The 25802-nt window shown below is 52.8% G+C and carries 25 protein-coding genes; 21 read left to right on the forward strand and 4 right to left on the reverse strand.

Annotated features, from left to right (window positions below):
- Window positions 1–274: 274 nt before the first annotated feature.
- Entirely contained in the window at window positions 275–1435 is a 1161-nt protein-coding gene (locus tag R2X38_RS25515; protein WP_317525166.1) for a 2-octaprenyl-3-methyl-6-methoxy-1,4-benzoquinol hydroxylase, read from the reverse strand.
- A gap of 131 nt (window positions 1436–1566) precedes the next feature.
- Between R2X38_RS25515 and mtgA the strand changes: the two genes are divergently transcribed.
- From mtgA to R2X38_RS25550, 7 genes are all read left to right on the forward strand, one after another.
- Entirely contained in the window at window positions 1567–2259 is a 693-nt protein-coding gene (mtgA, locus tag R2X38_RS25520) for a monofunctional biosynthetic peptidoglycan transglycosylase (RefSeq protein ID WP_317525167.1), read from the forward strand.
- 172 nt (window positions 2260–2431) lie between these two features.
- Window positions 2432–3856 carry a tRNA (N6-isopentenyl adenosine(37)-C2)-methylthiotransferase MiaB gene (gene miaB, locus R2X38_RS25525; protein WP_317525168.1) on the forward strand — a complete coding sequence of 475 codons (1425 nt, stop codon included), beginning with the start codon at window positions 2432–2434 and terminating at the stop codon, window positions 3854–3856.
- Between the two features lie 81 nt (window positions 3857–3937).
- Window positions 3938–5011: a PhoH family protein gene (locus R2X38_RS25530; protein ID WP_411185994.1), complete on the forward strand. Its 1074-nt coding sequence runs from the start codon at window positions 3938–3940 to the stop codon at window positions 5009–5011.
- The gene (gene ybeY / locus R2X38_RS25535) at window positions 5011–5475 is read left to right on the forward strand and encodes an rRNA maturation RNase YbeY (RefSeq protein ID WP_317525169.1); all 465 of its coding nucleotides are present in this window, start codon (window positions 5011–5013) and stop codon (window positions 5473–5475) included. The genes R2X38_RS25530 and ybeY overlap by 1 nt, the downstream gene beginning before the upstream one ends.
- A gap of 102 nt (window positions 5476–5577) precedes the next feature.
- Window positions 5578–6450: a CNNM family magnesium/cobalt transport protein CorC gene (gene corC / locus R2X38_RS25540; protein WP_317525170.1), complete on the forward strand. Its 873-nt coding sequence runs from the start codon at window positions 5578–5580 to the stop codon at window positions 6448–6450.
- 3 nt (window positions 6451–6453) lie between these two features.
- The gene (gene lnt / locus R2X38_RS25545; protein WP_317525171.1) at window positions 6454–8013 is read left to right on the forward strand and encodes an apolipoprotein N-acyltransferase; all 1560 of its coding nucleotides are present in this window, start codon (window positions 6454–6456) and stop codon (window positions 8011–8013) included.
- Between the two features lie 134 nt (window positions 8014–8147).
- Window positions 8148–8819, forward strand: a complete 672-nt coding sequence (locus R2X38_RS25550) for a lipid-binding SYLF domain-containing protein (RefSeq protein ID WP_317525172.1) — start codon at window positions 8148–8150, stop codon at window positions 8817–8819.
- 93 nt (window positions 8820–8912) lie between these two features.
- Here the strand turns inward: R2X38_RS25550 and R2X38_RS25555 are convergent, their stop codons facing one another.
- Window positions 8913–9395, reverse strand: a complete 483-nt coding sequence (locus R2X38_RS25555) for a zinc ribbon-containing protein (protein WP_317525173.1) — start codon at window positions 9393–9395, stop codon at window positions 8913–8915.
- A gap of 184 nt (window positions 9396–9579) precedes the next feature.
- On the opposite strand from R2X38_RS25555, the gene leuS reads away from it, so the two are divergent.
- From leuS to lipA, 12 genes are all read left to right on the forward strand, one after another.
- Entirely contained in the window at window positions 9580–12153 is a 2574-nt protein-coding gene (leuS, locus tag R2X38_RS25560; protein ID WP_317525174.1) for a leucine--tRNA ligase, read from the forward strand.
- A 142-nt stretch (window positions 12154–12295) separates the two neighbouring features.
- Window positions 12296–12970 carry an LPS assembly lipoprotein LptE gene (lptE, locus tag R2X38_RS25565; protein WP_317525175.1) on the forward strand — a complete coding sequence of 225 codons (675 nt, stop codon included), beginning with the start codon at window positions 12296–12298 and terminating at the stop codon, window positions 12968–12970.
- On the forward strand, window positions 12967–13995 hold the full coding sequence (gene holA, locus R2X38_RS25570) for a DNA polymerase III subunit delta (protein ID WP_317525176.1): 1029 nt from the start codon (window positions 12967–12969) through the stop codon (window positions 13993–13995). The genes lptE and holA overlap by 4 nt, the downstream gene beginning before the upstream one ends.
- Window positions 13996–14146: 151 nt before the next feature.
- Entirely contained in the window at window positions 14147–14464 is a 318-nt protein-coding gene (gene rsfS / locus R2X38_RS25575) for a ribosome silencing factor (RefSeq protein WP_039461484.1), read from the forward strand.
- A gap of 6 nt (window positions 14465–14470) precedes the next feature.
- Window positions 14471–14941 carry a 23S rRNA (pseudouridine(1915)-N(3))-methyltransferase RlmH gene (gene rlmH / locus R2X38_RS25580; protein ID WP_255389649.1) on the forward strand — a complete coding sequence of 157 codons (471 nt, stop codon included), beginning with the start codon at window positions 14471–14473 and terminating at the stop codon, window positions 14939–14941.
- A 6-nt stretch (window positions 14942–14947) separates the two neighbouring features.
- Entirely contained in the window at window positions 14948–16903 is a 1956-nt protein-coding gene (gene mrdA / locus R2X38_RS25585) for a penicillin-binding protein 2 (protein ID WP_317525178.1), read from the forward strand.
- Window positions 16900–18021 (forward strand): peptidoglycan glycosyltransferase MrdB, encoded by a 1122-nt coding sequence (gene mrdB / locus R2X38_RS25590; RefSeq protein WP_317525179.1) that lies wholly within the window; start codon window positions 16900–16902, stop codon window positions 18019–18021. The genes mrdA and mrdB overlap by 4 nt, the downstream gene beginning before the upstream one ends.
- Complete coding sequence (locus R2X38_RS25595; RefSeq protein ID WP_317525180.1) at window positions 18022–18828, forward strand: septal ring lytic transglycosylase RlpA family protein; 807 nt, start codon at window positions 18022–18024, stop codon at window positions 18826–18828.
- Window positions 18829–19004: 176 nt separating this feature from the next.
- Window positions 19005–20180 carry a serine hydrolase gene (locus tag R2X38_RS25600; protein ID WP_317525181.1) on the forward strand — a complete coding sequence of 392 codons (1176 nt, stop codon included), beginning with the start codon at window positions 19005–19007 and terminating at the stop codon, window positions 20178–20180.
- 172 nt (window positions 20181–20352) lie between these two features.
- The gene (gene ybeD, locus R2X38_RS25605) at window positions 20353–20628 is read left to right on the forward strand and encodes a DUF493 family protein YbeD (protein WP_317525182.1); all 276 of its coding nucleotides are present in this window, start codon (window positions 20353–20355) and stop codon (window positions 20626–20628) included.
- 107 nt (window positions 20629–20735) lie between these two features.
- Window positions 20736–21383 (forward strand): lipoyl(octanoyl) transferase LipB, encoded by a 648-nt coding sequence (gene lipB, locus R2X38_RS25610; protein WP_317525183.1) that lies wholly within the window; start codon window positions 20736–20738, stop codon window positions 21381–21383.
- Entirely contained in the window at window positions 21380–22351 is a 972-nt protein-coding gene (gene lipA, locus R2X38_RS25615; protein ID WP_317525184.1) for a lipoyl synthase, read from the forward strand. The genes lipB and lipA overlap by 4 nt, the downstream gene beginning before the upstream one ends.
- A 122-nt stretch (window positions 22352–22473) precedes the next feature.
- Here lipA and bamC read toward each other — a convergent pair whose 3' ends face one another.
- Both bamC and dapA read right to left on the reverse strand, forming a co-directional pair.
- Complete coding sequence (gene bamC, locus R2X38_RS25620; protein ID WP_317525185.1) at window positions 22474–23502, reverse strand: outer membrane protein assembly factor BamC; 1029 nt, start codon at window positions 23500–23502, stop codon at window positions 22474–22476.
- Between the two features lie 30 nt (window positions 23503–23532).
- The gene (dapA, locus tag R2X38_RS25625) at window positions 23533–24414 is read right to left on the reverse strand and encodes a 4-hydroxy-tetrahydrodipicolinate synthase (protein WP_317525187.1); all 882 of its coding nucleotides are present in this window, start codon (window positions 24412–24414) and stop codon (window positions 23533–23535) included.
- A gap of 313 nt (window positions 24415–24727) precedes the next feature.
- Here dapA and R2X38_RS25630 point away from each other — a divergent pair, with 313 nt between their 5' ends.
- Together R2X38_RS25630 and bcp are read left to right on the forward strand one after the other, a co-directional pair.
- Window positions 24728–25267, forward strand: coding sequence for a glycine cleavage system protein R (locus tag R2X38_RS25630; RefSeq protein ID WP_317525188.1), 540 nt, complete (start codon window positions 24728–24730; stop codon window positions 25265–25267).
- Between the two features lie 10 nt (window positions 25268–25277).
- Window positions 25278–25748 (forward strand): thioredoxin-dependent thiol peroxidase, encoded by a 471-nt coding sequence (gene bcp, locus R2X38_RS25635; RefSeq protein WP_317525189.1) that lies wholly within the window; start codon window positions 25278–25280, stop codon window positions 25746–25748.
- Window positions 25749–25802 lie beyond the last annotated feature (54 nt).

Below are 25802 nucleotides of genomic sequence, written 5' to 3' on the forward strand. Positions count from 1 at the left end.
GCGAAATTGGTAGACGCACCAGATTTAGGTTCTGGCGCCGCAAGGTGTGAGAGTTCAAGTCTCTCCTTCCGCACCATATATAGAAACCCACCTTTTGGTGGGTTTTCTTATGTCTGGCACTTGGATAACGAAATACATCGATATCCAGAAGGTTAGACAACAGTTTTTACAACCAACTCAATGATCGTATCTCTCTGGTTGTTAAGCCGAATGTTTTTCAATAAACATTCGGCTTTTTTCTTTGTGTCGCCTTTTGATTCACTAAGAAAACCGGTTACATTCCCATCGCGTACTTGAGTACTTTCTGCTTGATCGGTCCGGCTTGTTCAGCCAGCTTCAACCCGGCATTACGCAAAAGCTTTACCGGCAGCAAATCATTACTAAACATGGTGTAGAAAAAGTCCATCCCGCTTTGCATCAAGAGGTTATCCGGACGGCGGCGGCGCTCATAGGCCTTGAGTACCCGTAGCTCTGACCAATCCTGCCCCGCTTTCTCAATTTCATGTAGCAACACATCGACATCCTTGAAGCCAAGGTTTACCCCCTGGCCTGCCAATGGGTTAATCGTATGGGCAGCATCGCCCAGCAGCACGGTACCAGATTTGTAATATTTCTGGGCATGGCGGCGAGTGAGCGGAAAACAGCCATGATTAAGCACCTTGAACTCACCAAGCTCCGCCGGGAAATGGGCAATGATCTGAGCTTCCAATTGCTCAGGGCTCAGCGCAGATAATTGCTGGATCCGGGATGGGCTGTCATACCACACCAGCGAGGCTTGATGGCCGGGCAATGGCAAGAATGAGCGAGGTCCGTGAGGCGTGAACATCTGCCAGGTGATATCTTGTTGTGGCAAGGTGGTTTCGACATTGATCAGCATGCAGTGCTGGCGGTAATCCCATGCGGTAATACCGATACCAGCCTGCTGGCGAACCCTTGAGTTCGCGCCGTCGGCACCAACCAGCAAAGTCGCTTGAATTTGGCTGCCGTCTTCCAGCACAATCAACTGGCCATTCTCGATAGCTGTCGCCGAGATCATGCGGGCCGGGCATTTCACCGCCAAGTTCGGATAAAGCTCGAACTGCTGCCACAGTGCCAACTGGAGCACACGGTTTTCAACAATATAGCCAAGGCGTTCGAGATGCATTTGTTCTGCATTAAAGCGGGTTCTGCACTCCGGGTGCTCCCAGGTTTCAAGGCGTTTGTACGGGCACAGGCGCATAGCTGTGACAGCATCCCACGCTCCTAGCCGCTCCAGCAATGAAACAGAATGCGGGGAGATGGCCGATACCCGTAAATCCATTGGCTGCGAGGCCTCAAACGGGGCGGGTTGTACCCCTTCCAATACAGCAACAGATAACCCTTGCTGGGCCAAACCTATTGCTGTTGCCGCACCAACCATACCGCCGCCGGCCACAACCACATCAAACTGTTCCATTACGGTTTCCATTTGTTATGCTCAAGATAAAAGTTCAGCGCACACTGGCGCGTTATTGCCTTTATTCTAACTAAATTTCACTGGCTCATCAGTGATTAATAACCGCGAAGCTTCATACAGAGACAAGGTAGATGATCGGATTTATCAAACGTTGGCTGCTCAGGTTACTATTGCTGGCTCTTTTGTTGCCCTTCCTGTTGGTAATGGCCGGCAAGTACATCGACCCGCCTGTCTGGGGTTGGCAACTCCATCGCAATATCTTTCCACCGCAAGGCTATCCGCCGCGCGCAGCCCATCGGTGGGTCCCCATTGAGGCAATATCCCCCAATGCACAACTAGCCGTCATTGCCGCCGAAGATCAGCACTTTCCTGACCATCACGGCGTGGATATCAATGCCATTCTGACGATCATCAAACAGACCGGCAGCGATGGCCCTAGCCGCGGTGGCAGTACCATTACCCAGCAAACCGCCAAGAACCTGTTCCTGTTTCCCTCCCGTACATTCCTGCGCAAAGGGGTCGAGCTGTACTTTTCACTGTGGATGGAGCTCCTCTGGGACAAGTCGCGGATCCTCGAAGTCTATTTGAACATTGTCGAGTTCGGGCCAGGGCTGTTTGGGGTGGAGGCCGCCAGCCAGACCTTCTTTGGGGTATCTGCCCACCGGCTAAGTGCCCAGCAAGCAGCCCAACTAGCGGCGGTATTGCCTAACCCTTACCGAATGCAACCCGCACCAATGACACCGTATGTTCAACAGCGCAGCCGCTGGATCCGCCAGCAGATGCGCCAACTGGGTTTGCAAACTCTCAATAATCTCAACCGGTAACGGCGTAATGAAAAACCACAAAATATTCGGGGTGGTGATGATCTAGTCAGGCAGGCATTAAAGCAGTACAATACGCGGCTTGCTACCGCCGGCAGCCTTGTTTTTTGGCTACCGAAGCGGAATCAAGCAATGTGAAATGCAATGAATAAACACGACGAGTGAAGAGTTAGACATGGCTAAGAAACTGCTTATCAAAACCTGGGGTTGCCAGATGAACGAATACGATTCATCGAAAATGGCCGATCTTCTTAATGCAGCCAATGGCTTCGAGTTAACGGAAGAACCAGAAGAAGCAGACGTTCTGCTGCTTAACACCTGCTCCATCCGTGAAAAGGCCCAGGAAAAAGTGTTTCACCAGCTTGGTCGCTGGAAAACCCTTAAAGACAAAAAACCTGACCTAGTGATCGGTGTGGGTGGCTGTGTAGCAACCCAGGAAGGCGATTCAATCCGCCAGCGTGCACCGTATGTTGATGTGATCTTCGGCCCACAGACACTGCACCGCCTGCCTGAGATGATCAAGCAATCGCAGAGCGACCATGCGCCTGTCATGGATATCTCTTTCCCTGAGATTGAGAAATTCGACCGCCTGCCTGAGCCGCGCGCAGAAGGCCCGACGGCATTCGTATCTATCATGGAAGGCTGCTCTAAGTACTGTACTTACTGTGTGGTTCCTTACACCCGTGGTGAAGAAGTTAGCCGCCCGCTGGATGACGTCCTGTTCGAAATTGCCCAGCTTGCGGAACAAGGTGTACGTGAAGTTAACCTGCTTGGCCAGAACGTTAACGCCTACCGTGGCGATACCCACGACGGTGAAATCGCGACATTTGCCGAGCTTCTGCGCCTGGTCGCAGCTATCGACGGCATCGACCGTATCCGCTACACCACCAGCCACCCGATCGAGTTCACCGATGACATCATTGAAGTGTACGAAGATACCCCTGAAGTGGTGAGCTTCCTGCACCTACCGGTTCAGAGTGGTTCGGACCGTATCCTGGCGAACATGAAGCGCCCGCACACGGCCATTGAGTACAAGTCGAAGATCCGCAAACTGCGCAAGGCGCGTCCGGATATCACTATCAGCTCTGACTTCATCGTTGGTTTCCCGGGCGAGTCTGATCAGGACTTCCAGGATACGATGAAACTGATCCGCGATGTCGACTTCGATATCAGCTTCAGCTTCATCTTCTCAGCACGTCCTGGAACACCAGCTGCGGATTACCCGTGTGATCTGTCTGAGCAAGTGAAAAAAGAGCGCTTGTACGAACTGCAGCAACAGATCAATACTCAGGCTATGCGCTTCTCGCGCCTAATGCTGGGTACCGAGCAGCGTATTCTGGTAGAAGGCCCATCGAAGAAGAACGTGATGGAACTTCGCGGCCGTACCGAAAACAACCGTGTTGTGAACTTCGAAGGTTCACCAGAGCTGATCGGCCAGTTCGTCGACGTGAAAATCACCGACGTATTCACCAACTCACTGCGCGGTGAACTGGTACGCACTGAAGCGGAAATGGACCTACGCGTGGCCATGTCACCGGCCGAAGTGATGGAAAAAACACGCAAAGAAGATGAATTGGGTGTTGGCGTATATACTCCATAGTAAGACGCCCGTCTGAACAACAGTAGGACGCGCCCTGAACCCTAGGCCGCCCGCAAGGGTGGCCCTATTGAGAGGCAAATCTTGAGCAAAGTTATTACTATTGAATTCAATCTGGAACCCGCCGATAACCAGCGCCTTTCCAGCCTTTGTGGCCCTTTCGACGATAACATCAAACAACTTGAACGCCGTTTGGGTGTAGAAATAAACCACCGCAGCAGCAGTTTCAGTGTGGTCGGCCAACCCCACACCGCCGAAGCCGCCGCCCATATCATCAAAACCCTGTATGTCGATACCGCCCCGGTTCGCAACACCATTCCTGATATCGAGCCTGATCAGGTTCACCTGGCCATCAAAGAGTCCGGTGTCCTTGAGCAATCGACCGAGTCGAGCATTCCTTATGGCAAGGAAGTGGTGATCAAAACCAAAAAAGGGGTGATCAAACCACGTACCCCGAACCAGGCCCAGTACATTGCCAATATGGTTCGCCATGACATCACCTTCGGTATTGGCCCTGCTGGTACCGGTAAAACCTATCTTGCGGTTGCTGCTGCTGTGGATGCCCTAGAGCGTCAGGAAATCCGTCGTATCTTGCTGACCCGTCCTGCGGTTGAAGCGGGTGAAAAGCTGGGTTTCCTACCAGGTGATCTAAGCCAGAAAGTCGACCCTTACCTGCGTCCGCTTTACGATGCCCTATTCGAAATGCTGGGCTTCGAGCGTGTCGAGAAGCTGATTGAGCGTAACGTGATTGAAGTGGCCCCGCTTGCCTACATGCGTGGCCGTACCCTCAATGACGCCTTTATCATTCTCGATGAGAGCCAGAATACCACTGTCGAGCAGATGAAGATGTTCCTGACCCGTATCGGTTTCAACTCCCGAGCGGTGATCACCGGTGACGTCACCCAGATCGACCTGCCACGTGGTGCTCGCTCAGGCCTACGCCATGCTATTGAAGTGCTGTCTGATGTCGACGAGATCAGCTTCAACTTCTTCCAGGCCGACGATGTTGTCCGCCACCCAGTGGTTGCCCGTATTGTTCAGGCCTACGAGGTATGGGAGAGCGAAGATCAGAAGCAGCGTAAACTGGCAGAGCAGCGCCGTCGTGAAGAGCAGGCTGCGAAGCAAGCTCCGATTGCAGAAACGGAAAAAACAAACTAATGGCGATTTATCTTGATCTTCAGGTAGCGACCGAAAACACCGACGGTATGCCTAGCGAAACTCAATTCCAGCAATGGTTGGACGCGGCTGTCACGCCTTTCCAGGCCGAAGCCGAAGTCACCATCCGTCTGGTTGACGAGGAAGAGAGTCATGGCCTGAACCACGAATACCGTGGCAAAGACAAACCGACCAATGTTCTCTCTTTCCCGTTCGAGGCACCTCCGGGTGTTGAGCTGGAACTGCTGGGTGATTTGATCATTTGCCGACAGGTTGTCGAAAAAGAAGCCAAGGAGCAGGATAAACCTCTACATGCCCATTGGGCACACATGGTTGTACATGGCTGTCTGCATCTGCTAGGTTATGACCATATTGAGGACGACGAAGCTGAAGAGATGGAAGGCTTGGAAACGGACATCATGCAACAGATGGGCTTTGCCGATCCGTATGCCGAAGAAAAGCGTTAACCTTTTCATGATATTGTTGTCAAACTGATACGGTACAATTTAAGTACCGTATTATTTCCCGTGGCACAGCCACTTAACTGAGAGAAGTAATTCTTACAAACAATGAACGAAGATAACTCACAAAATTCTGAAGGTCCGAGTAGAAAGTCCTTCTTTGAACGAATTGGCCAGCTATTCCAGGGCGAGCCACAGAACCGCGAAGAACTGGTAGAAGTTTTCCGTGATTCAGAAGAAAACGATTTGATCGACCACGACACCCGCGACATGCTCGAAGGGGTCATGGAAATCTCCGAGATGCGTGTCCGTGACATCATGATCCCGCGCTCTCAGATGGTCACAATCGAGCGTTCTCAGAAGTTAGAGGATCTGATTGATTTAATTGTTGATGCCCAACACTCGCGCTACCCGGTTATTAGTGACGATAAAGACCACGTCGAAGGGATCCTTCTGGCCAAAGATCTTTTGCGTTACCTACAACCGAACAGCGAACCGTTCGACATGGAAAAAGTACTGCGACCAGCGGTAGTGGTACCGGAAAGCAAGCGCGTTGACCGCCTGCTGAAGGAATTCCGTGAAGAGCGCTACCACATGGCTATTGTGGTGGATGAGTTTGGTGGAGTATCCGGTGTTATCACCATTGAAGATATCCTGGAGCAAATCGTTGGCGAAATCGAAGACGAATTCGACGACGAGGAAGAGCAGGATATCCGTCAGTTAAGCAAGCATACTTTTGCGGTTAAGGCACTGACTACCATTGAAGATTTCAATGAGCTGTTCCAGACCCAGTTTAGCGATGAGGAAGTCGACACCGTCGGCGGCCTGGTTATGACCAGTTTCGGCCACCTGCCGACCCGTGGAGAAATCGTTGAATTGGCTGGCTACTCATTCAAGGTAACGTCAGCCGACAACCGCCGGGTTATTCAGTTGCAAGTGACCGTGCCTCACGAAGCACCACAACCGACGACAACATCATAACGAATGACGACAAATACCCTTAAGAAGTTGGGACAGCCATTGCTGGCTGTCCCAGCAGGTGCCTTGGCCACCTTATCTTTCGCCCCGTACCACTATTGGTACCTTGCTCCTCTTTCCCTGTTTATTTTCCTCTACCTGCTCCAAAATCAATCCGTCAAGCGATCCGCCCTGATCGGTTTGCTATGGGGAGTGGGCTTATTTGGTACCGGGATCAGCTGGGTACATGTCAGTATCGCCAACTTCGGCGGGATGCCATGGATTGCCGGCTGGGGTCTGATGGCTCTGCTCATCGGCTACCTTGCGCTCTACCCTGCGGTATTCGGCGCTCTGTTCAACAAATTCAACCGAAGCCGTCCATTCCACCAGCTGATGCTGAGCGGCCCGGTGATCTGGCTCATCCTTGACTGGATCCGCGGCTGGCTGATGACCGGTTTCCCGTGGCTATGGCTGGGCTACAGCCAAATAGACAGCCCCTATGCCGGTTTTGCACCTATATTGGGCGTAGAGGGGATCACGCTTGCCATCGTCATTAGCTGCGGTGCTCTCGTGGCGGCCACCTACTACCGGAACTGGCGTCCGCTGCTTGTGCCAGTGTTTATTTTGGCGTTAGGCCTGTTCGCAGGTCAGAAGCAATGGGTCAAACCCGATACGGCCAATACCGTTGATGTCGCGATGATCCAGGGTAACGTGCCGCAAGAGATCAAATGGCTGCCGAGCCAGCGCTGGCCGACCCTGATGAAGTACACCGACCTGACCCGGGAAAACTGGGGGGCCGATATCATCATCTGGCCGGAAGCGGCGATCCCTGCACTGGAAACCCAGGTCACCACCTTCCTGCAGAACCTCGATGCAGCTGCCCGCAACAACAACAGCACGGTGATCACCGGGGTGCTGGATCAAAATGAAGATGGCGAGTTTTACAACAACATCCTGACCCTGGGCGTCAATGCAGTCGGTCCATACCAATACGATCAGGCCGAGCGTTACAGCAAGCACCACCTGTTGCCGTTCGGTGAATTCGTGCCGTTTGGCGATATCCTGCGCCCGCTGGCTCCGTTCTTCAACCTGCCGATGTCCTCGTTCAGCCGCGGTGATTACATCCAGCCGAACCTCGAGGCCAATGGTTACTCGCTGGCACCGGCGCTGTGTTACGAAGTCGCCTTCAGCGAGCAGGTGCGCCGCAACGTCAATGTTGATACCGAGTTCCTGCTGACCCTGTCCAATGACACCTGGTTCGGTAAATCTATCGGCCCGTTCCAGCATATGGAGATTGCCCAAATGCGCTCGTTGGAAGTAGGCAAGCCGTTGCTGCGGGCCACCAACAGCGGGCTGACCGGCATCGTCGATCACAAGGGTAAAATCATCGAGCAGATCCCGCAGTTTGAAACCGGGGTGTTAAGGGGTGAGGTCGTACCGACAATCGGTATGACGCCATTTACCACCCTTGGCAGCTGGCCGCTGTATATTTATATGCTGTGGTCTGTTGCCCTGTCTTGGATCCTGATCCGCCGCCAGGCAGGACGCTTCCGTGACGAACAGCCGCAGATCAACTACCACGATTAACCCGCGTAGCGGCCAACGCTGAATACACGCTGACAATCCTCCCAAAAGGCGAAGGTAACCCCTTCGCCTTTTCATTCACCTTGTTAATATGTTGGGCAAACAACAACAGCACAACGTCTACTTGGGGAATGCCAATGAAATCGATCAACAAATTGTTCGCGATGCTATGTAGCGTCGCCATGCTCTGCGTCGCCACCGGCTCGGTAGCAAAGGAAGATCTTGAAACCCAAGCGGCCCTTACCCAGTTCCAGGCCGCCTCGCAAACCCAACCCTTTTTCCATACGGCCTATGGCTATGCCGTTTTCCCGTCGGTTGGTAAAGGTGGTTTCTGGGTCGGTGGCGCCTACGGCAGCGGTACTGTTTTCAAAGACGGCCAGATCACCGGCCATGCCAAGCTTTACCAAGTCTCTTTCGGCCTGCAGTTCGGCGGCCAGTCCTATAGCGAAATTGTCTTCTTCCAGGACAAACGTGCCTACGATCGCTTCATGAGCGGTAACTTCGAACTCGATGCCTCGGCTTCTGCTGTCGCCTTGACCGAGGGTGCCCAGGCCAATGCTGGTACATCGGGCTTCCGTGCCAGTGCCGGGGATAAACACGTCGACGCGGATTACACCAATGGTGTTGCCGTCTTCACCGTTGCCAAAGGCGGCATGATGGTGGAAGCCGCAATTGCAGGCCAGAAGTTCAGTGTCGAGCCGGTTAATCACCAGTCCGCTGCTCAGCCAACACAACTGCCGGAGCCGGTACAGCTACCGGAAACCCAACCAACCACAGTGGTTGTCGAGACGGTAGAGCCACTGAGCTAGACCAGTACGTATCTATGCTGCTCTCGATAAAAAGCAGCACGCGAAAAAACGGGCCTATTGGCCCGTTTTTATCTGTTTATTGCATAAAAGAAGCTATGGAGAGAGCGGCTTGCGGGTAAAGCGGGTATGCCCGCAGTTCAAACAGGGAGAGATCTCCTTAACGTGAGTGATCACTTCGTCATGGCCGCATTTTTCACAAACCAAATGACCAAGCCCGACAATTTCACCGGCTTCGTAGACGCCCCGGTGCTTGAGATCCCCCATCACTTCATGCCACTCAATCTGAGTTTTGTCCGTTGCCTCGGCAAGCCCCTCCCAAATGGTTTCTTTCACCACCCGGTAGAAAGGGCTATCGCCAAACGGGGCCGGGCTTTCATCGGCATTCTGGCCGAACTCCTGCACATCCCGCTTGAGGTAGGCAGAAATCAACGCCAGCTCATCCTTGGTCATGTCACTGGCCGCCTGGCGATACTTTTCCGTCACCTCTGCCCAGTGTTTTAGCTCATCAGGGCTGTGCTTGAGGGTTTCAGTGACTTGCTCGAGTAGCGCCTCATAATCCGTTTTCTTTGTTGCCATAGGTCACCTCCTATCCGCTAATTCACCGGCATCCGCCTGCCTTCTGCGTAATTGGCACCATTATCGGCCAACAATTCGTCCCCGAAGTGGTTTCAGCTATTGTTGACACCTTTACCTTTAGTTATTCTATGTCGATTATATTGAATGTGTTTGTACTCAACTCACAAAATCCCGGATGTCATCGATGCAAGAACAATATCGTCCACAGGACATTGAACAGAAAGTTCAAGAACATTGGGACAACAAAAAGACCTTTGTTGTAAGTGAAGACCCTAATAAAGAAAAATTCTACTGTCTCTCCATGTTCCCGTACCCAAGTGGTCGACTGCACATGGGTCACGTGCGTAACTACACCATCGGTGATGTGATCTCTCGTTACCAGCGCCTACAGGGCAAGAATGTCATGCAGCCTATCGGCTGGGATGCGTTCGGCCTGCCTGCTGAAAACGCCGCGGTTAAGAACAAGACTGCACCGGCACCTTGGACTTACGAAAACATCGAATACATGAAGAACCAGCTGAAACTGCTGGGCTTCGGCTACGACTGGAACCGTGAATTCGCGACCTGTACCCCTGAATACTACCGTTGGGAACAGGAGTTCTTCACCAAGCTGTACGAAAAAGGCTTGGTTTACAAGAAGACCTCTTCAGTAAACTGGTGTCCGAACGACCAGACTGTACTGGCTAACGAGCAGGTCGAAGACGGTTGCTGCTGGCGTTGTGACACGCCAGTCGAGCAAAAAGAAATCCCTCAGTGGTTCATCAAGATCACTGAATACGCCCAGGAGCTGCTGGACGATCTAGACAGCCTTGACGGCTGGCCTGACATGGTTAAGACCATGCAGCGCAACTGGATCGGTCGCTCTGAAGGTGTCGAGCTTAAGTTCGAAGTAAAAGGCCACGACGATCTGGAAGTGTACACAACGCGTCCAGATACTCTGATGGGCGTGACTTACGTCGGTATCGCTGCAGGCCACCCTCTAGCGGCAGCGGCTGCTGAGAATAATCCTGAGCTTGCAGCTTTCATCGAAGAGTGCCGTAACACCAAGGTAGCCGAAGCCGAGCTGGCAACCATGGAGAAAAAAGGCATGGCAACTGGCCTGACGGCGATTCACCCGCTAAACGGCCGTGAAGTCCCAGTATTCGTTGCTAACTTCGTTCTGATGGATTACGGCACAGGCGCGGTAATGGCAGTACCTGCCCACGACCAGCGTGACTACGAGTTCGCCACCAAGTACTGTCTTGACATCATTCCAGTGATCAAGCCTGAAGACGGCAGCGAGCTAGACATCACTGAAGCGGCATACACCGAGAAAGGCGTACTGTTCGATTCAGGTGAGTTCGACGGCCTGGATTTCCAAGCGGCGTTCGATGCCATCGCTGCCAAGCTTGAAACGGAAGGCAAAGGCCAGAAGACCGTTAACTTCCGTCTACGCGACTGGGGTGTATCCCGTCAGCGTTACTGGGGTGCACCAATCCCAATGGTGACCACTGAGGACGGCGAAGTTCACCCAGTGCCAGCCGATCAGCTACCGGTGATCCTGCCTGAAGATGTGGTGATGGACGGCGTAACTAGCCCGATCAAAGCAGACAAAGAGTGGGCGAAAACCACGTTCAACGGCCAGCCAGCACTGCTAGAGACTGATACCTTCGATACCTTCATGGAATCGTCTTGGTACTACGCCCGCTACTGTTCGCCACAAGCTGACGAGATGCTAGATTCTGATGCCGCGAACTACTGGCTGCCAGTAGACCAGTACATCGGTGGTATCGAGCACGCATGTATGCACCTGCTGTACTCTCGCTTCTTCCACAAACTACTGCGTGACAGCGGTATGGTCACCAGCGACGAGCCGTTCAAGCAGCTGCTTTGTCAGGGTATGGTACTGGCTGATGCTTACTACTACACCAACGAGAAAGGCGCGAAGATCTGGGTTGCCCCAACGGATGTAACTGTTGAGCGTGACGACAAAGGCCGTATCACCAAGGCAGTAGATAACGAAGGCAACGAAGTGATTCACTCGGGCATGACCAAAATGTCCAAGTCGAAGAACAACGGTATCGACCCGCAGGAAATGGTGGATAAGTACGGTGCCGATACCGTTCGTCTGTTCATGATGTTCGCCTCTCCGGCAGACATGACGCTGGAATGGCAAGAGTCTGGTGTTGAAGGTGCCAACCGCTTCCTGAAGCGTGTTTGGAAACTGGTTCACGACCACACAGCCAAAGGCGAAACAGAAGCGCTGGACGTTGCAGCCCTGACTTCAGATCAGAAAGCACTGCGCCGCGATGTGCACAAGACTATCGCTAAAGTAGGTGATGACATCGGCCGCCGCCAGACGTTCAACACCGCTATCGCAGCTATCATGGAGCTGATGAACAAGCTGACCAAAGCTTCTCAGGAAAGCGCACAAGACCGTGCCCTACTTGACGAAGCACTGAAAGCTATCGTTCGTATGCTTTACCCAATGACACCACATATCTGTTTCGAAATGTGGGAAGCGCTGGGCCAGAGCGACGTTGACCACGCCGATTGGCCTGTGGCTGACGAGAAAGCCTTGGTTGAAGACGAGAAACTGATTGTTGTTCAGGTAAACGGCAAGCTGCGTGCTAAGCTGACAGTAGCTGCTGATGCGACAAAAGAACAAGTCGAAGCCTTGGCGATGGCCGAAGAAGGCGTGACCAAATTCACTAGCGACAAAACCATTCGCAAAGTGATTTACGTACCGGGCAAACTGCTGAACATCGTTGCAAACTAATTTCGCATCGAACTAAAGCAATTTCCCAGTGCCTAACCTGTGGCTCCTGTATGGAGCCACATTTTAATCCGGCTCACCCACCTTTATTAGCACCATCCGCGTCAGCCGGTCAGTTTTCACTTTTTTTCATGGAGCAGACTCGGTGAGAGCTTTCATTTCTCCAAAAAGCATTATCCGAACCTTCTTTGTTGTCCTTATGGCGCTGGCAACTGCATCTTGCGGTTTTCACCTCCGTGGTAACTACATGTTGCCCGACGACATTGCCAAACTTTCCCTGACCAGCTTTGACCAATATGGCCAGCTGCACCGTCAGGTAAAATCCCAATTCCAGCTGCATGGTATCGAGCCTGTTGCGCCTTCGGCCCAGGTGCCGAACCTGCACCTGATCAGTGAGAGGACTAGCGAGCGTACTCTGTCGCTCTACCAGAACGCCCGTGCCGCCGAGTACGAGCTCACCTACACCGTACAGTACCGTATTGTGGTGCCAGGCAAAGGCAGCCAGAGCTACACCACCCGCGTTAACCGCACCTTCCTCGATAACCCACTGACCGCACTGGCAAAGTCCGTCGAGCGCGACATGATCGAACAGGAAATGCGTGAGCAGGCCGCCAAACAGATCATGCGCCAGCTAGCCCGTCTGACAGCCGTTTTCAATAAGATGGAAGAAGAAGAGCTCGAAGCCCTGTTGGAGCAAAGCGCCAACAGCGAGAGTGATGAACAAGTCAGCACTGAACTTGGTCTTGATGTCAAAGCACAAAGCGTACCGGCCTCTGACAACAGCAATCAATCAGCGATGCAGGTTGAGTCTGCACAATGAGGATCTACCCGGAACAACTGGCGCAGCAACTCGGTAAAGGGCTGCGTCAGGCCTACTTGCTGTGCGGCAATGAGCCACTGCTAAAATTGGAATCCAGTGATATCATCAAACAAGCCGCTCAACAGGCCGGTTTCGATGAACGCCACAGCTTCACCGTCGATGCCCAGCTTGACTGGAATACGGTACTCGACTGCTGCCAGGCGATGAGCCTGTTCTCAGCTCGTCAGATCATCGAGTTGGAGCTACCGGAAAATGGCCTCAACACCCAGCAGGCCAAATCACTGCAGGAAGTGATCGACAGTATTCATGAAGACATCTTGCTCCTCGTGCAGGGCCCGCGCCTCAACAAAAAGCAGGAAAGTACCAAGTGGTTCAAGGCACTGGATGCCAAAGGGCTCTATATCCCTTGTAATACGCCAGAAGCCAGACACTTGCCGCGCTTTATCCAGGGTCGCTGCCAGCAGCTTGGCCTCAAGCCGGATCATGAGTCAGTACAGCTTCTGGTACAATGGCACGAGGGTAACCTGCTTGCGCTGGCTCAAAGCCTGCAAAAATTGGTACTGCTCTACCCCGACGGCGACTTGACCATTGTGCGCCTGGAAGAAGCACTGAGCCGCCACAACCACTATACGCCGTTCCAGCTGCTCGATGCGGTACTGGCCGGGCAGGCCAAGCGCAGCCAGCGTGTATTGCGCCAACTGCAGGGCGAAGGGGTTGAAGCGGTGATCCTGCTACGCACCTTACAGCGCGAGCTGACCCAGTTGTATAAAATGCAGGAAATGGGCAACAAAGGGACTTCGCTCAATAATATCTTCGAGAATTTCCGGATATGGCAAAGCCGCCGGGAAGTCTACATAGGCGCCCTGCACCGTCTGCCACTGCCGGTCATCATCAAGCTTTTGCATCAGTTGGCCGAGTTGGAGTTACGGGTCAAAACCGACTTCGACTACCAACCATGGGACGCCCTTTCGGCCCTGTGCGCCGAGATGTGCGGCATCCATACCGGGATCCCGGGCAAGCTTTAACCACCAAGGGCAAGTAAGGCGCAGACTATGTAAAGTTACTGCCAACTTGTATTGAACAAGCTTGAGCATGGTATACTGCGCCGCTACATTGGGACCCAGCGCTATCTGGGTCTACAGTAATGACACCAAACATACGAAAGAGGACCCCCTTTTGCAGGTTCAAGAACTACACGATTTTATTGTTGATAAAGTAGATGACATCAAAGCACAGGACATCGTCACCCTGGATGTTCGCGGTAAATCAAGCATCACTGATTTCATGGTACTGTGCACCGGTACCTCAAACCGTCATGTTGCCTCGATTGCCGATCACGTTAACAAGGAATCGAAGCTGATTGACTACCCGCCATTTGGGATCAGCGGCGAAGAAGACGGTGAGTGGGTTATTGTTGATATGGGTAGTGTTATGCTGCACATCATGCAGGAAGACGCACGTAACCTGTACCAACTGGAGAAGCTTTGGGGCTAACCGACAATGAAGCTTCAACTGATTGCTGTCGGCACCAAGATGCCGAAATGGGTCGAGGAAGGCTATAAAGAATACAGCCGCCGCTTCCCGAAAGATATGCCGCTTGAGCTGGTAGAAATTCCAGCTGGCAAGCGTGGCAAAAATGCCGATATCGCCCGTATCCTGCAGAAGGAAGGCGAAGCGATGCTGGCTGCAGTACCAAAAGGCAACCGCATTGTCACCTTGGATATCCCGGGCAAACGCTGGGATACCGAGCAGCTAGCTGGTCAACTGGAAAGCTGGAAGCTGGACGGGCGTGATGTCTCTATCCTGATCGGCGGCCCGGAGGGCTTGGCACCGGCATGTAAGGCTGCTGCCGACCAAAGCTGGTCGCTGTCACCACTGACGCTGCCCCACCCGCTGGTGCGTATCGTCATGGCAGAAAGCCTGTACCGTGCGTGGAGCATCACCGCTAACCATCCGTACCACAGGGAATAATGGGCAATGAGACAAAAGCGAACGCAGATCCGCGATCATCGGGCTGAGTCGGCGTTATTCTTTCGCCGGGCTCTTGTCTCATTTATCGGCATCGTCGTGCTGGTAGGGGTCCTGCTCACTAACCTGTATCATATCCAGATCCAGGAGCATGAAGACTACCAGACACGTTCGAACGATAACCGGATCAAAATTGTCCCCGTCGCCCCTAACCGCGGCCTGATCTACGACCGTAACGGTATTCTCCTTGCCGAGAACCGTCCGGTTTACTCGCTTGAGATCACCTCGGAAAAAGTACCGGACAGGCAAGACACCTTCGATCGCCTCAAAGACTTGATGGGCGTTACCGATGAACAGATCGAACGCTTCGAGCGTGAGCGTCGCCGTACCCGTCGTTTCAAGTCAGTGCCGATCCTCAATCAGATGACAGAAGAACAGGTCGCCCTGTTTTCAGTCAACCAACACCGCTTCCCAGGTGTTGAAGTCAAAGCCTACCTCAAGCGTCATTATCCATACGGTGAAGCCCTGACCCATGTCTTGGGTTATGTCGCAAAGATCAATGACCGTGATTTACAACGTCTTGAGCGTGAGGACAAAATCAATAACTACAAGGCGACCCGTGACATCGGCAAGCTGGGTATTGAGCGCTATTACGAAGATATGCTGCACGGCACCTCCGGCTACCAGGAAGTCGAGGTCAACAGCCGTGGGCGGATCATCCGTACCCTGAAATATGTCCCGCCGATCCCCGGCAATGACATCAAACTGAATATCGACATTGAGCTCCAGCTTTATGTCAAAGAACTACTGACCGAGCGTAAGCTCGACCCAGATACCGGTGAAGAGCTCATCAAGTACAGGCGTGGCTCTGTGGTAGTGATGGATCCTCGTGATTCGTCAGTACTGGCGATGGTCTCGAGCCCGAGCTACGATCCAAACCTGTTCGTCCATGGCATTTCCGGCCCTAAATACCGCGAATTACTGAACGATAAGAACCGCCCGCTGGTTAACCGGGTAACGCTGGGGATCTACCCGCCGGCCTCGACGGTCAAGCCAATGATTGCGGTTGCCGCGCTGAGCGAAGGTGTGATCACCACCCGTACCACCCGAAATGATCCGGGTTACTGGCGTATTCCGAACTCCAACAGCCGTCCATTCCGTGACTGGCTACGCTGGGGCCACGGTAAGGTCAATATCTACAAGGCGATTGAAGAATCAGTAGATACCTTCTTCTACCAAATCGCCTACGACATGGGCATCGATCGCCTGTCAGACTGGATGAGCCGTTTCGGCTTCGGTGAATACACAGGTATTGATATCCACGAAGAGAGTAAAGCCAATATGCCAACCCGTGAGTGGAAACAAGCCCGTTTCCGCCAGCCTTGGTACCAGGGGGATACTATCCCGGTAGGGATCGGCCAGGGTTACTGGACAGCTACGCCATTGCAAATAGCCAAGGCTACCACGGTGCTGGTTAACCAGGGCCGAGTGCAAGCGCCGCACCTGCTCAAAGACATCATTGATGACGAAGTTGAAAAACCGGCGGTATACGACGACTTCCCGCCGATTGACAATGTTGATCCCAAGTACTGGGATGTGGCTAAAGAAGGTATGTTCCGGGTACTTCACGGTGTTCGGGGTACTGCCCGCCGTCCGTTTTATGGCAGTGAATACAAAGCCGCTGGTAAGTCCGGATCAGCACAGGTCTTTGGCCTGGCAGAAGATCAAGAATACAACGCCGAAGAGCTGGAAGAGCACTTGCGCGACCATGCCCTGTTTACCGCCTTCGCGCCGTTTGATAAGCCGGAAGTTGTGGTGTCCATGGTATTAGAAAATGCCGGTGGTGGCTCCTCCAACGGTGGCCCGGTCGCACGTCGGATTTTCGACCACATGCTACTTCAACCGGAAACCCCAGACCCACTGGTAGAAATTGTCGATAAGAAAATCGCCGAGGTATCGCAATGAGCATCATGGCCGCGACAGGCAGCAAACGGACCTTGAGTGACCGCCTGCATCTGGACTTCCCGCTGTTAATGGGGATCCTCACCCTGATGGGCTTTGCCCTGATGGTGATGTACAGTGCCAGCGGTCAGGAGCTCGCAATGATGGAACGCCAGGCCATTCGCATGGTGCTGTCATTGGGGATCATGTTCATTCTGGCCCAGATCTCCCCGCGCCATTATGAAACTTGGGCACCCTACCTGTTCGGGGTCGGGCTGCTGTTGCTACTTGGTGTGCTATTTTTCGGTGAGGCATCCAAAGGGGCCCAGCGCTGGCTGAATTTGGGTTTCGTCCGTTTCCAGCCTTCGGAGCTGATCAAACTGGCGGTACCACTGATGGTGGCGCGCTTTATCGGCAACAACCCACTGCCGCCGAGCCTCAAGAACATCGTCATTGCACTGGTGATGATTTTCGTCCCGACGATTCTGATTGCCAAGCAGCCAGACTTGGGGACTTCTATCCTGATCGCCGCATCAGGGGTATTCGTACTGTTCCTGTCAGGCATGAGCTGGAGAATCATTAGCGCGGCCGCTGTACTGGTTGGGGCGTTCATCCCCGTGCTGTGGCTCTTCCTGATGCGCGACTACCAGCGTACCCGGGTATTGACCCTGTTCAACCCAGAATCCGATCCGCTTGGCGCTGGCTACCATATTATCCAGTCTAAGATTGCCATTGGATCCGGTGGCCTTTCCGGTAAGGGCTGGCTGCAGGGAACCCAATCCCAGTTGGAATTCCTGCCCGAGCGCCACACCGACTTCATCTTTGCGGTCATTGCCGAGGAATGGGGCCTGATCGGCGTGCTTTGCCTGCTGGCTATCTACCTGTTTATCATTGGCCGGGGGTTGCTGCTGGCCAGCCGCGCCCAGACCGCCTTCGGCCGAATGATGGCGGGGAGTATCGTACTGAGCTTTTTTGTTTATATTTTCGTCAATATCGGGATGGTCAGCGGATTGCTGCCTGTTGTAGGGGTACCGCTACCTCTGGTCAGTTACGGTGGTACCTCGATGGTCACCCTGATGGCTGGTTTCGGGATCCTGATGTCTATTCATACCCATAGAAAAATGTTGTCCAAGGCGACCTAAATGCGCATATCACCCTTACTCCTTGTTCTTATCCTTGCCGGATGTAGCTCGTCACCGAGCAACGAGCGCTACGATCTGGCCGACGATGTCGCGCCGGAATCCTCGCCGACGCTGGATCATATTGAAGATGCCCAGCCACGCTATGAACCATTAAGCCTGGCGGGCAACAAGGACTACACCCTTCGAGGCAAGCACTACCAAATTGTGCAGGATGATCAGCCATTCGTTGAAGAAGGCAACGCCTCATGGTACGGCCAGAAATTCCATGGCCACAGGACCTCCAACGGCGAGATCTACGATATGTACTCCATGACAGCGGCCCATAAAACCCTGCCACTGCCGAGCTATGTCAAGGTCACCAATACCAACAATGGCAAAACCGCGATTGTCCGGGTCAACGACCGCGGGCCTTTCCATGACGGTCGGATCATCGACCTGAGTATGGCGGCAGCGGCAAGGCTGGATGTCATTAAGCATGGTACCGCACCGGTCAAGATCGAGCTGATCCAGGTCGCCAAGCCGGATAACCCGAACGAATGGCAAAGCGCCAACCCTAACTTTTACTTTGTCCAGCTGGCGGCGGTCACCAACGCCGGTAAAGCGGAGCAAATCGCCCAGCAGCTGGAAAAAGAGTTCGACACCTCGATTGATCTGAAGAAAGCAGACTCGGCGGAGATCTACCGCTTGCGCCTCGGGCCGTATATCGACCGTGATGAAGCGATTATCCAGCGAGATAAAGCCAAGGCCGGGCAATACCCGCAAGCTTTCATCATCACTTCCAAGCGTGAGTTGGAACCAAAATCCTAACTCGCTGTCATAAGAAAATACCAGAGCACAGACCTGCTCTGGTATTTTTTTGACTCAAGCTTATGTCAAGATTCGCCTTGCCGCACAACATATCCGAGCCCAAAGCTGGTCTCATATTGACAATCTGATATAGTGTGTGAAGTTTTTTACATTCGACAAATTAAGTTACAACCAACATGAAAAAATCTGCTGCACTTTTTCGCTCTGTTGCTATTTCGGCAACCTTGCTGGCTTCAGCAACAGCAGCGGCTGCCCCAGCTGTAGTACCTGAAGCTCCTCAGATTGCTGCCAAGGGCTATGTCCTCATGGACTACCATTCAGGCAAGATCCTGGCCGGCAACAAAGAATATGACCAAATCCCACCGGCCAGCTTGACCAAAATGATGACCAGTTACGTTATCGGTCAGGAAGTGAACCGCGGCAATATCTCCATGGACGATACCGTGGTGATCAGCAAGAACGCCTGGGCCAAGAACTTCCCGGGCTCTTCGAAGATGTTCATCGAGGTCGGTAGCGAAGTAAAAGTGTCTGATCTGAACCGTGGCATCATCATCCAGTCAGGTAACGACGCCTGTGTCGCTATGGCTGAGCATGTTGCTGGCTCTGAAGACTCTTTCGTTGATCTAATGAATGCTTGGGCCAAGACCCTTGGCATGGACTCCACCCATTTTGCCAACGTGCATGGCCTCGACAACGCCGACCTCTACACCACGCCATATGACATGGCACTGCTGGCCCAGGGCCTGATCCGCGATGTGCCTGACGAGTTTGCCATCTACAAAGAGAAATCTTTTACCTACAACGGCATCACCCAGTACAACCGCAACAGCCTGCTATGGGACAAGAGCCTCAATGTTGACGGTTTGAAGACCGGACACACCAACAATGCTGGCTACAGCCTGGTAAGTACTGCGACCGAAGGCCAGATGCGCCTGATCGCGGTTGTGATGGGCACCAACAGCCCGAATGCCCGCAAAGCCGAGAGCAAGAAACTGCTGAACTACGGTTTCCGCTTCTTCGAAACCGTTTCTCCTCACAAAGCCAACGATACTTTTGTGACCGAGAAAGTTTGGATGGGTGACAAAGGCGAAGTCTCGCTGGGTGTGAGTGAAGATACTTTCGTGACCCTGCCTCGCGGCCAGACCAAAGATCTGACTGCCAGCTTTGTCCTGGAAAAAGAACTGAAAGCCCCTATCCAGAAAGGCGATGTGGTCGGTAAGCTTTACTACCGTGTCGGTGATGAAGATATCGCCGAATACCCGTTATTGGCACTGGATGATATCAACGAAGGCAGCATGTTCAGCCGCCTGATCGATTACATCATGCTGCTGTTCAAGGGCTGGTTGAGCTAATTCTTCCGTCCTTGAGGTAACATACCGATATATAAAGAAAAGAGGCAGCCGTGGGTTGCCTCTTCCTTTTCCGCCCACCTGCGAACCCACCTGATGGCTTGTGAAAAAGCCCTATACCCATTAATATGCTCGGCTAACATCGCAAAATGAATGCAAATACTCGGAGTTCAGCATGCAGCAGCAAGAGCAGCCAAAACTAAAAGATCTTCTAGAGTTTCCTTGTAAGTTCACTTACAAGGTAATGGGTTACAACAAACCTGAACTCCCTGATCTGGTTGTCGAGGTGATCCAGCGTCACGCACCGGGCGATTACATCCCGGACGTCAAGCCAAGTGGCAAAGGGACCTACAGCGCCGTGTCTGTTTCTATCACAGCAACATCGATTGAGCAGGTAGAAACCCTGTACAAAGAGCTGGGTGAAATCGACATCGTTCGTGTGGTGCTGTAAACACATCCCTATTTCCCTATAAATTGGCGGCTGTAAATTCAGCCGCCAAGTTTTATAATGGGGGTCAGTTTTTCAGGCTTCGCCAAACGACTAACATAGGTGTGACATTGCAAGATAAGATTATAATTCGCAACCTCGGCCGCCAAGACTACCAACCCGTCTGGCAGGCCATGCATAAGTTCACCGACGAACGTAGCCCGGAAACCACGGACGAAGTCTGGCTGGTTGAGCACAACCCTGTGTTTACCCAAGGTCAGGCCGGCAAAGCCGAGCACCTGCTCAACACCGGGGATATCCCCGTGGTGCAAAGCGACCGCGGTGGCCAGGTTACCTATCATGGGCCGGGCCAACTGGTTGCCTATGTTCTCATCGACCTGCGTCGAAAGAAAATGGGTGTGCGCGATCTCGTCACGCATATCGAAAACACAATTATCAAGACCCTTTCCCAATTCGGGATTGAGTCCAATGCCCGCCCTGATGCGCCGGGTGTCTATGTCTCTGGTCAGAAGATATGTTCACTTGGATTGCGGATCAGACGCGGTTGCTCTTTTCACGGTCTGGCACTCAATATCAATATGGATCTGGCTCCTTTCCTGCGCATCAACCCATGTGGTTATGCCGGAATGGAAATGACGCAAACCGCGTTGTTGAATGGGCCTTCTGAACTAGCGGAAATTCAGCCTGTACTCGTAGAAGAGTTGGTCAACCTGCTCGATTACCAGAGCATTGAGTGGAAAACGGAAAGCAATTCATGAGTAAACCAATCAAAATTGAACAAGGTGTCAAATACCGTGATGCCGACAAGATGGCCCTGATCCCTACCCGCAATGTCGAGGTTGAGGAAGCGCCGAAAGAAGTGCTGCGTAAGCCTGAATGGATGAAGATCAAACTTCCTTCAGACAGCCAGCGTATCCAGGACATCAAATCGGCGATGCGCAAAAACAAGCTGCACTCCGTGTGTGAAGAAGCTTCTTGCCCGAACTTGGCAGAATGTTTCAACCACGGTACGGCAACCTTTATGATCTTGGGTGCCATCTGTACCCGTCGTTGCCCGTTCTGTGACGTTGCCCACGGCCGCCCACTGCCGCCAAATGCCGAAGAGCCACAGCAGCTTGCCAAAACGATCGCAGACATGAAACTGCGCTACGTCGTGGTGACCTCTGTAGACCGTGATGACCTACGTGATGGTGGTGCCCAGCACTTCGCTGACTGTACTCGTGAAATTCGCGCTCTTAACCCAGAAATCAAGATCGAAACCCTGGTACCTGATTTCCGTGGTCGTATGGACCGTGCGCTGGACATCCTGCGCGACAACCCGCCAGACGTATTCAACCACAACCTTGAAACGGCTCCTCGCCTATATCGCAAGGCTCGCCCTGGTGCGAACTACCAATGGTCGCTCGATCTTCTGAAGAAATTCAAAGAGATGCACCCTGAGGTACCAACCAAGTCTGGCTTGATGATGGGATTGGGTGAAACCAAGGAAGAGATCATCGAAGTACTGAAAGATCTTCGTGCCCACGGTGTGACCATGCTGACGCTAGGCCAGTACCTGGCACCAAGCCGTCACCACCTGCCGGTTGAGCGCTACGTGCCGCCAGCTGAGTTTGACGAGCTGAAAGAAATTGCCCTTGAGCTTGGCTTTACCCACGCGGCTTGTGGCCCGTTCGTTCGCTCTTCTTACCATGCCGATATGCAGGCCAAAGGCGAAGAAGTGAAATAAGCCGATAAAATCTGCCAAGCGCCTTCCCTACCAAGCGCTTGGCAAAATGATGGCTTATCGAGAACATAAAAAAACGCAGCTGATAAATCAGCTGCGTTTTTTATTGCCATCTATGTGACTACTTAGCCTTTGTTGGCTCGCTCAATAGCAGCAGCCATCACTGGCGCAAGGCTGTTCAGCGCTTGCTCGGTCACAGGCTTGCCGTCGGTATCAGTAATATTGATAGACGTACGGTTACCCAAATCACCTAGCTGTAGATTATAAGCACGGTTTTCCAGCTCAATAGGCTGGGTACCCAGATCCGCCCAGAATTCATCATCCGGCGACTTGAACTGCACCTCGACCACACCCTGCGAGCGGTTACGGCCTTCAACAGTGAAGCCAAGCTGGCCCAAGACTTCCGGTAGGCGCTCCCAGAACACGTTATACGGTGCACGGGCAATAATCACCGGCAGACCACTGCGGTCCTGACCCATGGAAATTGGGATCTGCTTGATCAGCTCCTGGGCACGCAGGCGGGCTTGCTCGCGTTCTTGCTCATCGTAGCGAGATGTCACCAAGTTGGTCATCAGGATGCTGTAGCGCTCTTTGTTATCTGCGCTCACCGTCTGCTCAACCCCGCCTTCACGCCAGTCAACCAGCATGATCCGGTAGCTATAGCGGCCTGCATCGGCTGATTTCTCGATCCGGTAACGGCTACCGATTTCGGTATCCTCGTCTTCGTTATTCCAGCTGATCCAGTCGGTTTCAAGTACATCGGCACTCTGGCTTCTCAGGGTAATGTTCTGCTCGGCAATCAATTTACGGGTCACCGACCACACATCAGTCAGATCTTCCTGCTTGATCATTACCAAAGTCACGCCATCTTCATCCTGTAGCGAACGTGCGCCCGGGATCAACGCCAGTACCTGCTGCGGCGGACGGATATCAACCCCAGAACCAATCGCTCCCCGATAATCTCCCGACGGGATCGCATAGTCACTGACCTGCGCTGACTGGGCATCGCTCGGCAATGTCCAGCTTTCCAGCGGTTGGGTATTGAGGTAGTTAAAATCCTGATTTGCCTGACGGCGGCGCTCCGCGCCATCAGAACAACCAGCCAGTGTTACTACTGCAACGGCAGCCGCCACCAGCTTATACTTATAATTCATTACGCTTCTGCGCTCCTACGCTCTAGCAAATTACAGCAGTACGTTCGCATCCTTGAGTGCTTCGGCTACTGCTGGTTGGGCAGATTCGCTCAGCTCTGTCAACGGCAGACGAAGTGTGCCATGCGAGACAAGACCAAGCTGATGTGCCGCCCATTTTACCGGGATAGGGTTGGATTCGACAAACAATTGCTTATGAAGAGGCATCAACCTTTGGTTGATATCAATAGCAGCATCCATCTGGCCAGATAAAGCCAATTTGAACATCTGTGCCATATCTGCTGCTGCAACATTGGCCGTAACAGAAATCACACCGTGGCCACCCTTGGCAACAAAATCCAACCCCGTGGCATCATCACCGCTTAGTTGGATAAAATCCTCGCCACAAAGTTCCCGGGTTTTCTGTACACGAGACAAATCAGCTGTTGCATCTTTAATACCGACGATATTTTCAATCTTCGCCAGTCGAGCCACGGTTTCTGGCAACAGGTCAACAGCGGTACGCCCTGGTACATTGTACAGGATCTGAGGCAAATCGGTCGCTTCGGCAATCGCTTTGAAGTGCTGGTACAGGCCTTCCTGGGTTGGCTTGTTGTAGTAAGGTGTAACGGTCAAACAGCCCGCGACACCCGTACCAGAAAAGAGTTTACTAAAGGTGATGGCTTCATGGGTCGCATTGGCCCCGGTACCTGCAATGACCGGTATACGGCCCTGTGCATACTCCAAGGTTTTCAATACCACCTTGACATGCTCGTCGACGGTCAGCGTTGCTGACTCGCCAGTGGTACCGACGGCGACAATCGCATCGGTGCCTGCGGCAATGTGGTATTCTACAAGTGACGCCAAACTGGCGTAATCGACTTCACCGGCTTCGTCGAGCGGTGTAATTAGCGCTACCATGCTTCCTGAAAACATGTCCATCTCCCCTGAATAAATATATCCCTGGCCTCGTCATGAATTTATGCTGGATAAGCGAATAATCAAGCGGCCAAGAAAAACCATACTACTTTTCAGTAACAGTAAACTCAAGACAGAAGTATGTAAATCAGTGAAGGCTAACTCTTTGCCAACAGCTCACTTTTACAACTACTTTTTCGCTCCCATTCCAGAACGGCAAATCACTGCCCGTTATGCAACCGTTCACCTGTCGCATCTGCCGGAGATATTCCTTTGCAGCCAATCGGTCTGTGCTAACATGCAGAAGGTATTCAAAATGTGATGTAAATATATGGAACATTATCTCGTCGTAACAGCGGTTGGCACCGACCGCCCGGGCATTTCGGATGAAGTCACCCGGCTCATCACCCTTTGCGACTGCAACATCGTTGACAGCCGACTGGCCTTATTCGGTCAAGAGTTTACCCTTATCATGCTGCTGTCCGGCTCGGCCAACGCCATCTCCCGGGTCGAATCCACCTTACCGCTCAAAGCCAGTGAACATGACTTGCTGACGGTGATGAAGCGCACCACCAAACACGAATACCGTCATTACGCCTATACTGCTGACTTCCAAATCGAGGCCAACGACAGCCCGGGACTGATTGAACAGTTCACCCGTTTCTTTGCCTCTAGGGCGATAGATATCGCCTCACTCAGCGCTCATACCCAGGAAAGCAAACAAAACAGCTCCCCCAATAGGTTTCAGCTGCAAATCGGGACAAACCTGCCAGAAGGCTGTAACCTAATGACCTTACAAGAAGAATTTGAAGCACTTTGCCAAGACCTCGTGGTCAGCGGCAACGTGACTTTTGTCGGCCATAATCAATAAGGAATCCACTATGAAGACTTTGACCGCCGGTACGCCTGCGCCAGCCTTCACATTGCAAAACCAAAATGACGAGCCAGTCAGCCTGGCTGACTTCAAAGGCAAGAAAGTCCTCGCCTATTTCTACCCGAAAGCCATGACTCCGGGCTGTACGGTTCAGGCTTGCGGCCTGCGTGACAGCAAAACTGAGCTAGACGAGTTCAACGTTGAGGTGCTGGGTATCAGTATCGATGCCGTCAAGCGCCTGCCGAAGTTTATCGAACGCGACAACCTCAACTTCACCCTGCTGTCAGACGAAGATCATGCCGTAGCCGATCAGTTCGGCGTATGGGGCCTTAAGAAGTTCATGGGCAAGGAGTATGACGGCCTGCACCGCATCAGCTTCCTGATCGATGAAAACGGTGTTATCGAGCATGTCTTCAACAAGTTCAAGACCAAAGATCACCATGAAGTTGTGCTGGCTTACCTGAAAGAGAACAGCTAACCACAGCTCCAGCGGACAAGCTCAACGGTCCAGGCAGCAAAAAGGCCGCAACTG

Origin of the sequence: Photobacterium rosenbergii, from assembly GCF_033022775.1 — a bacterium.
GTDB classification, from domain to species: domain Bacteria; phylum Pseudomonadota; class Gammaproteobacteria; order Enterobacterales; family Vibrionaceae; genus Photobacterium; species Photobacterium rosenbergii_A.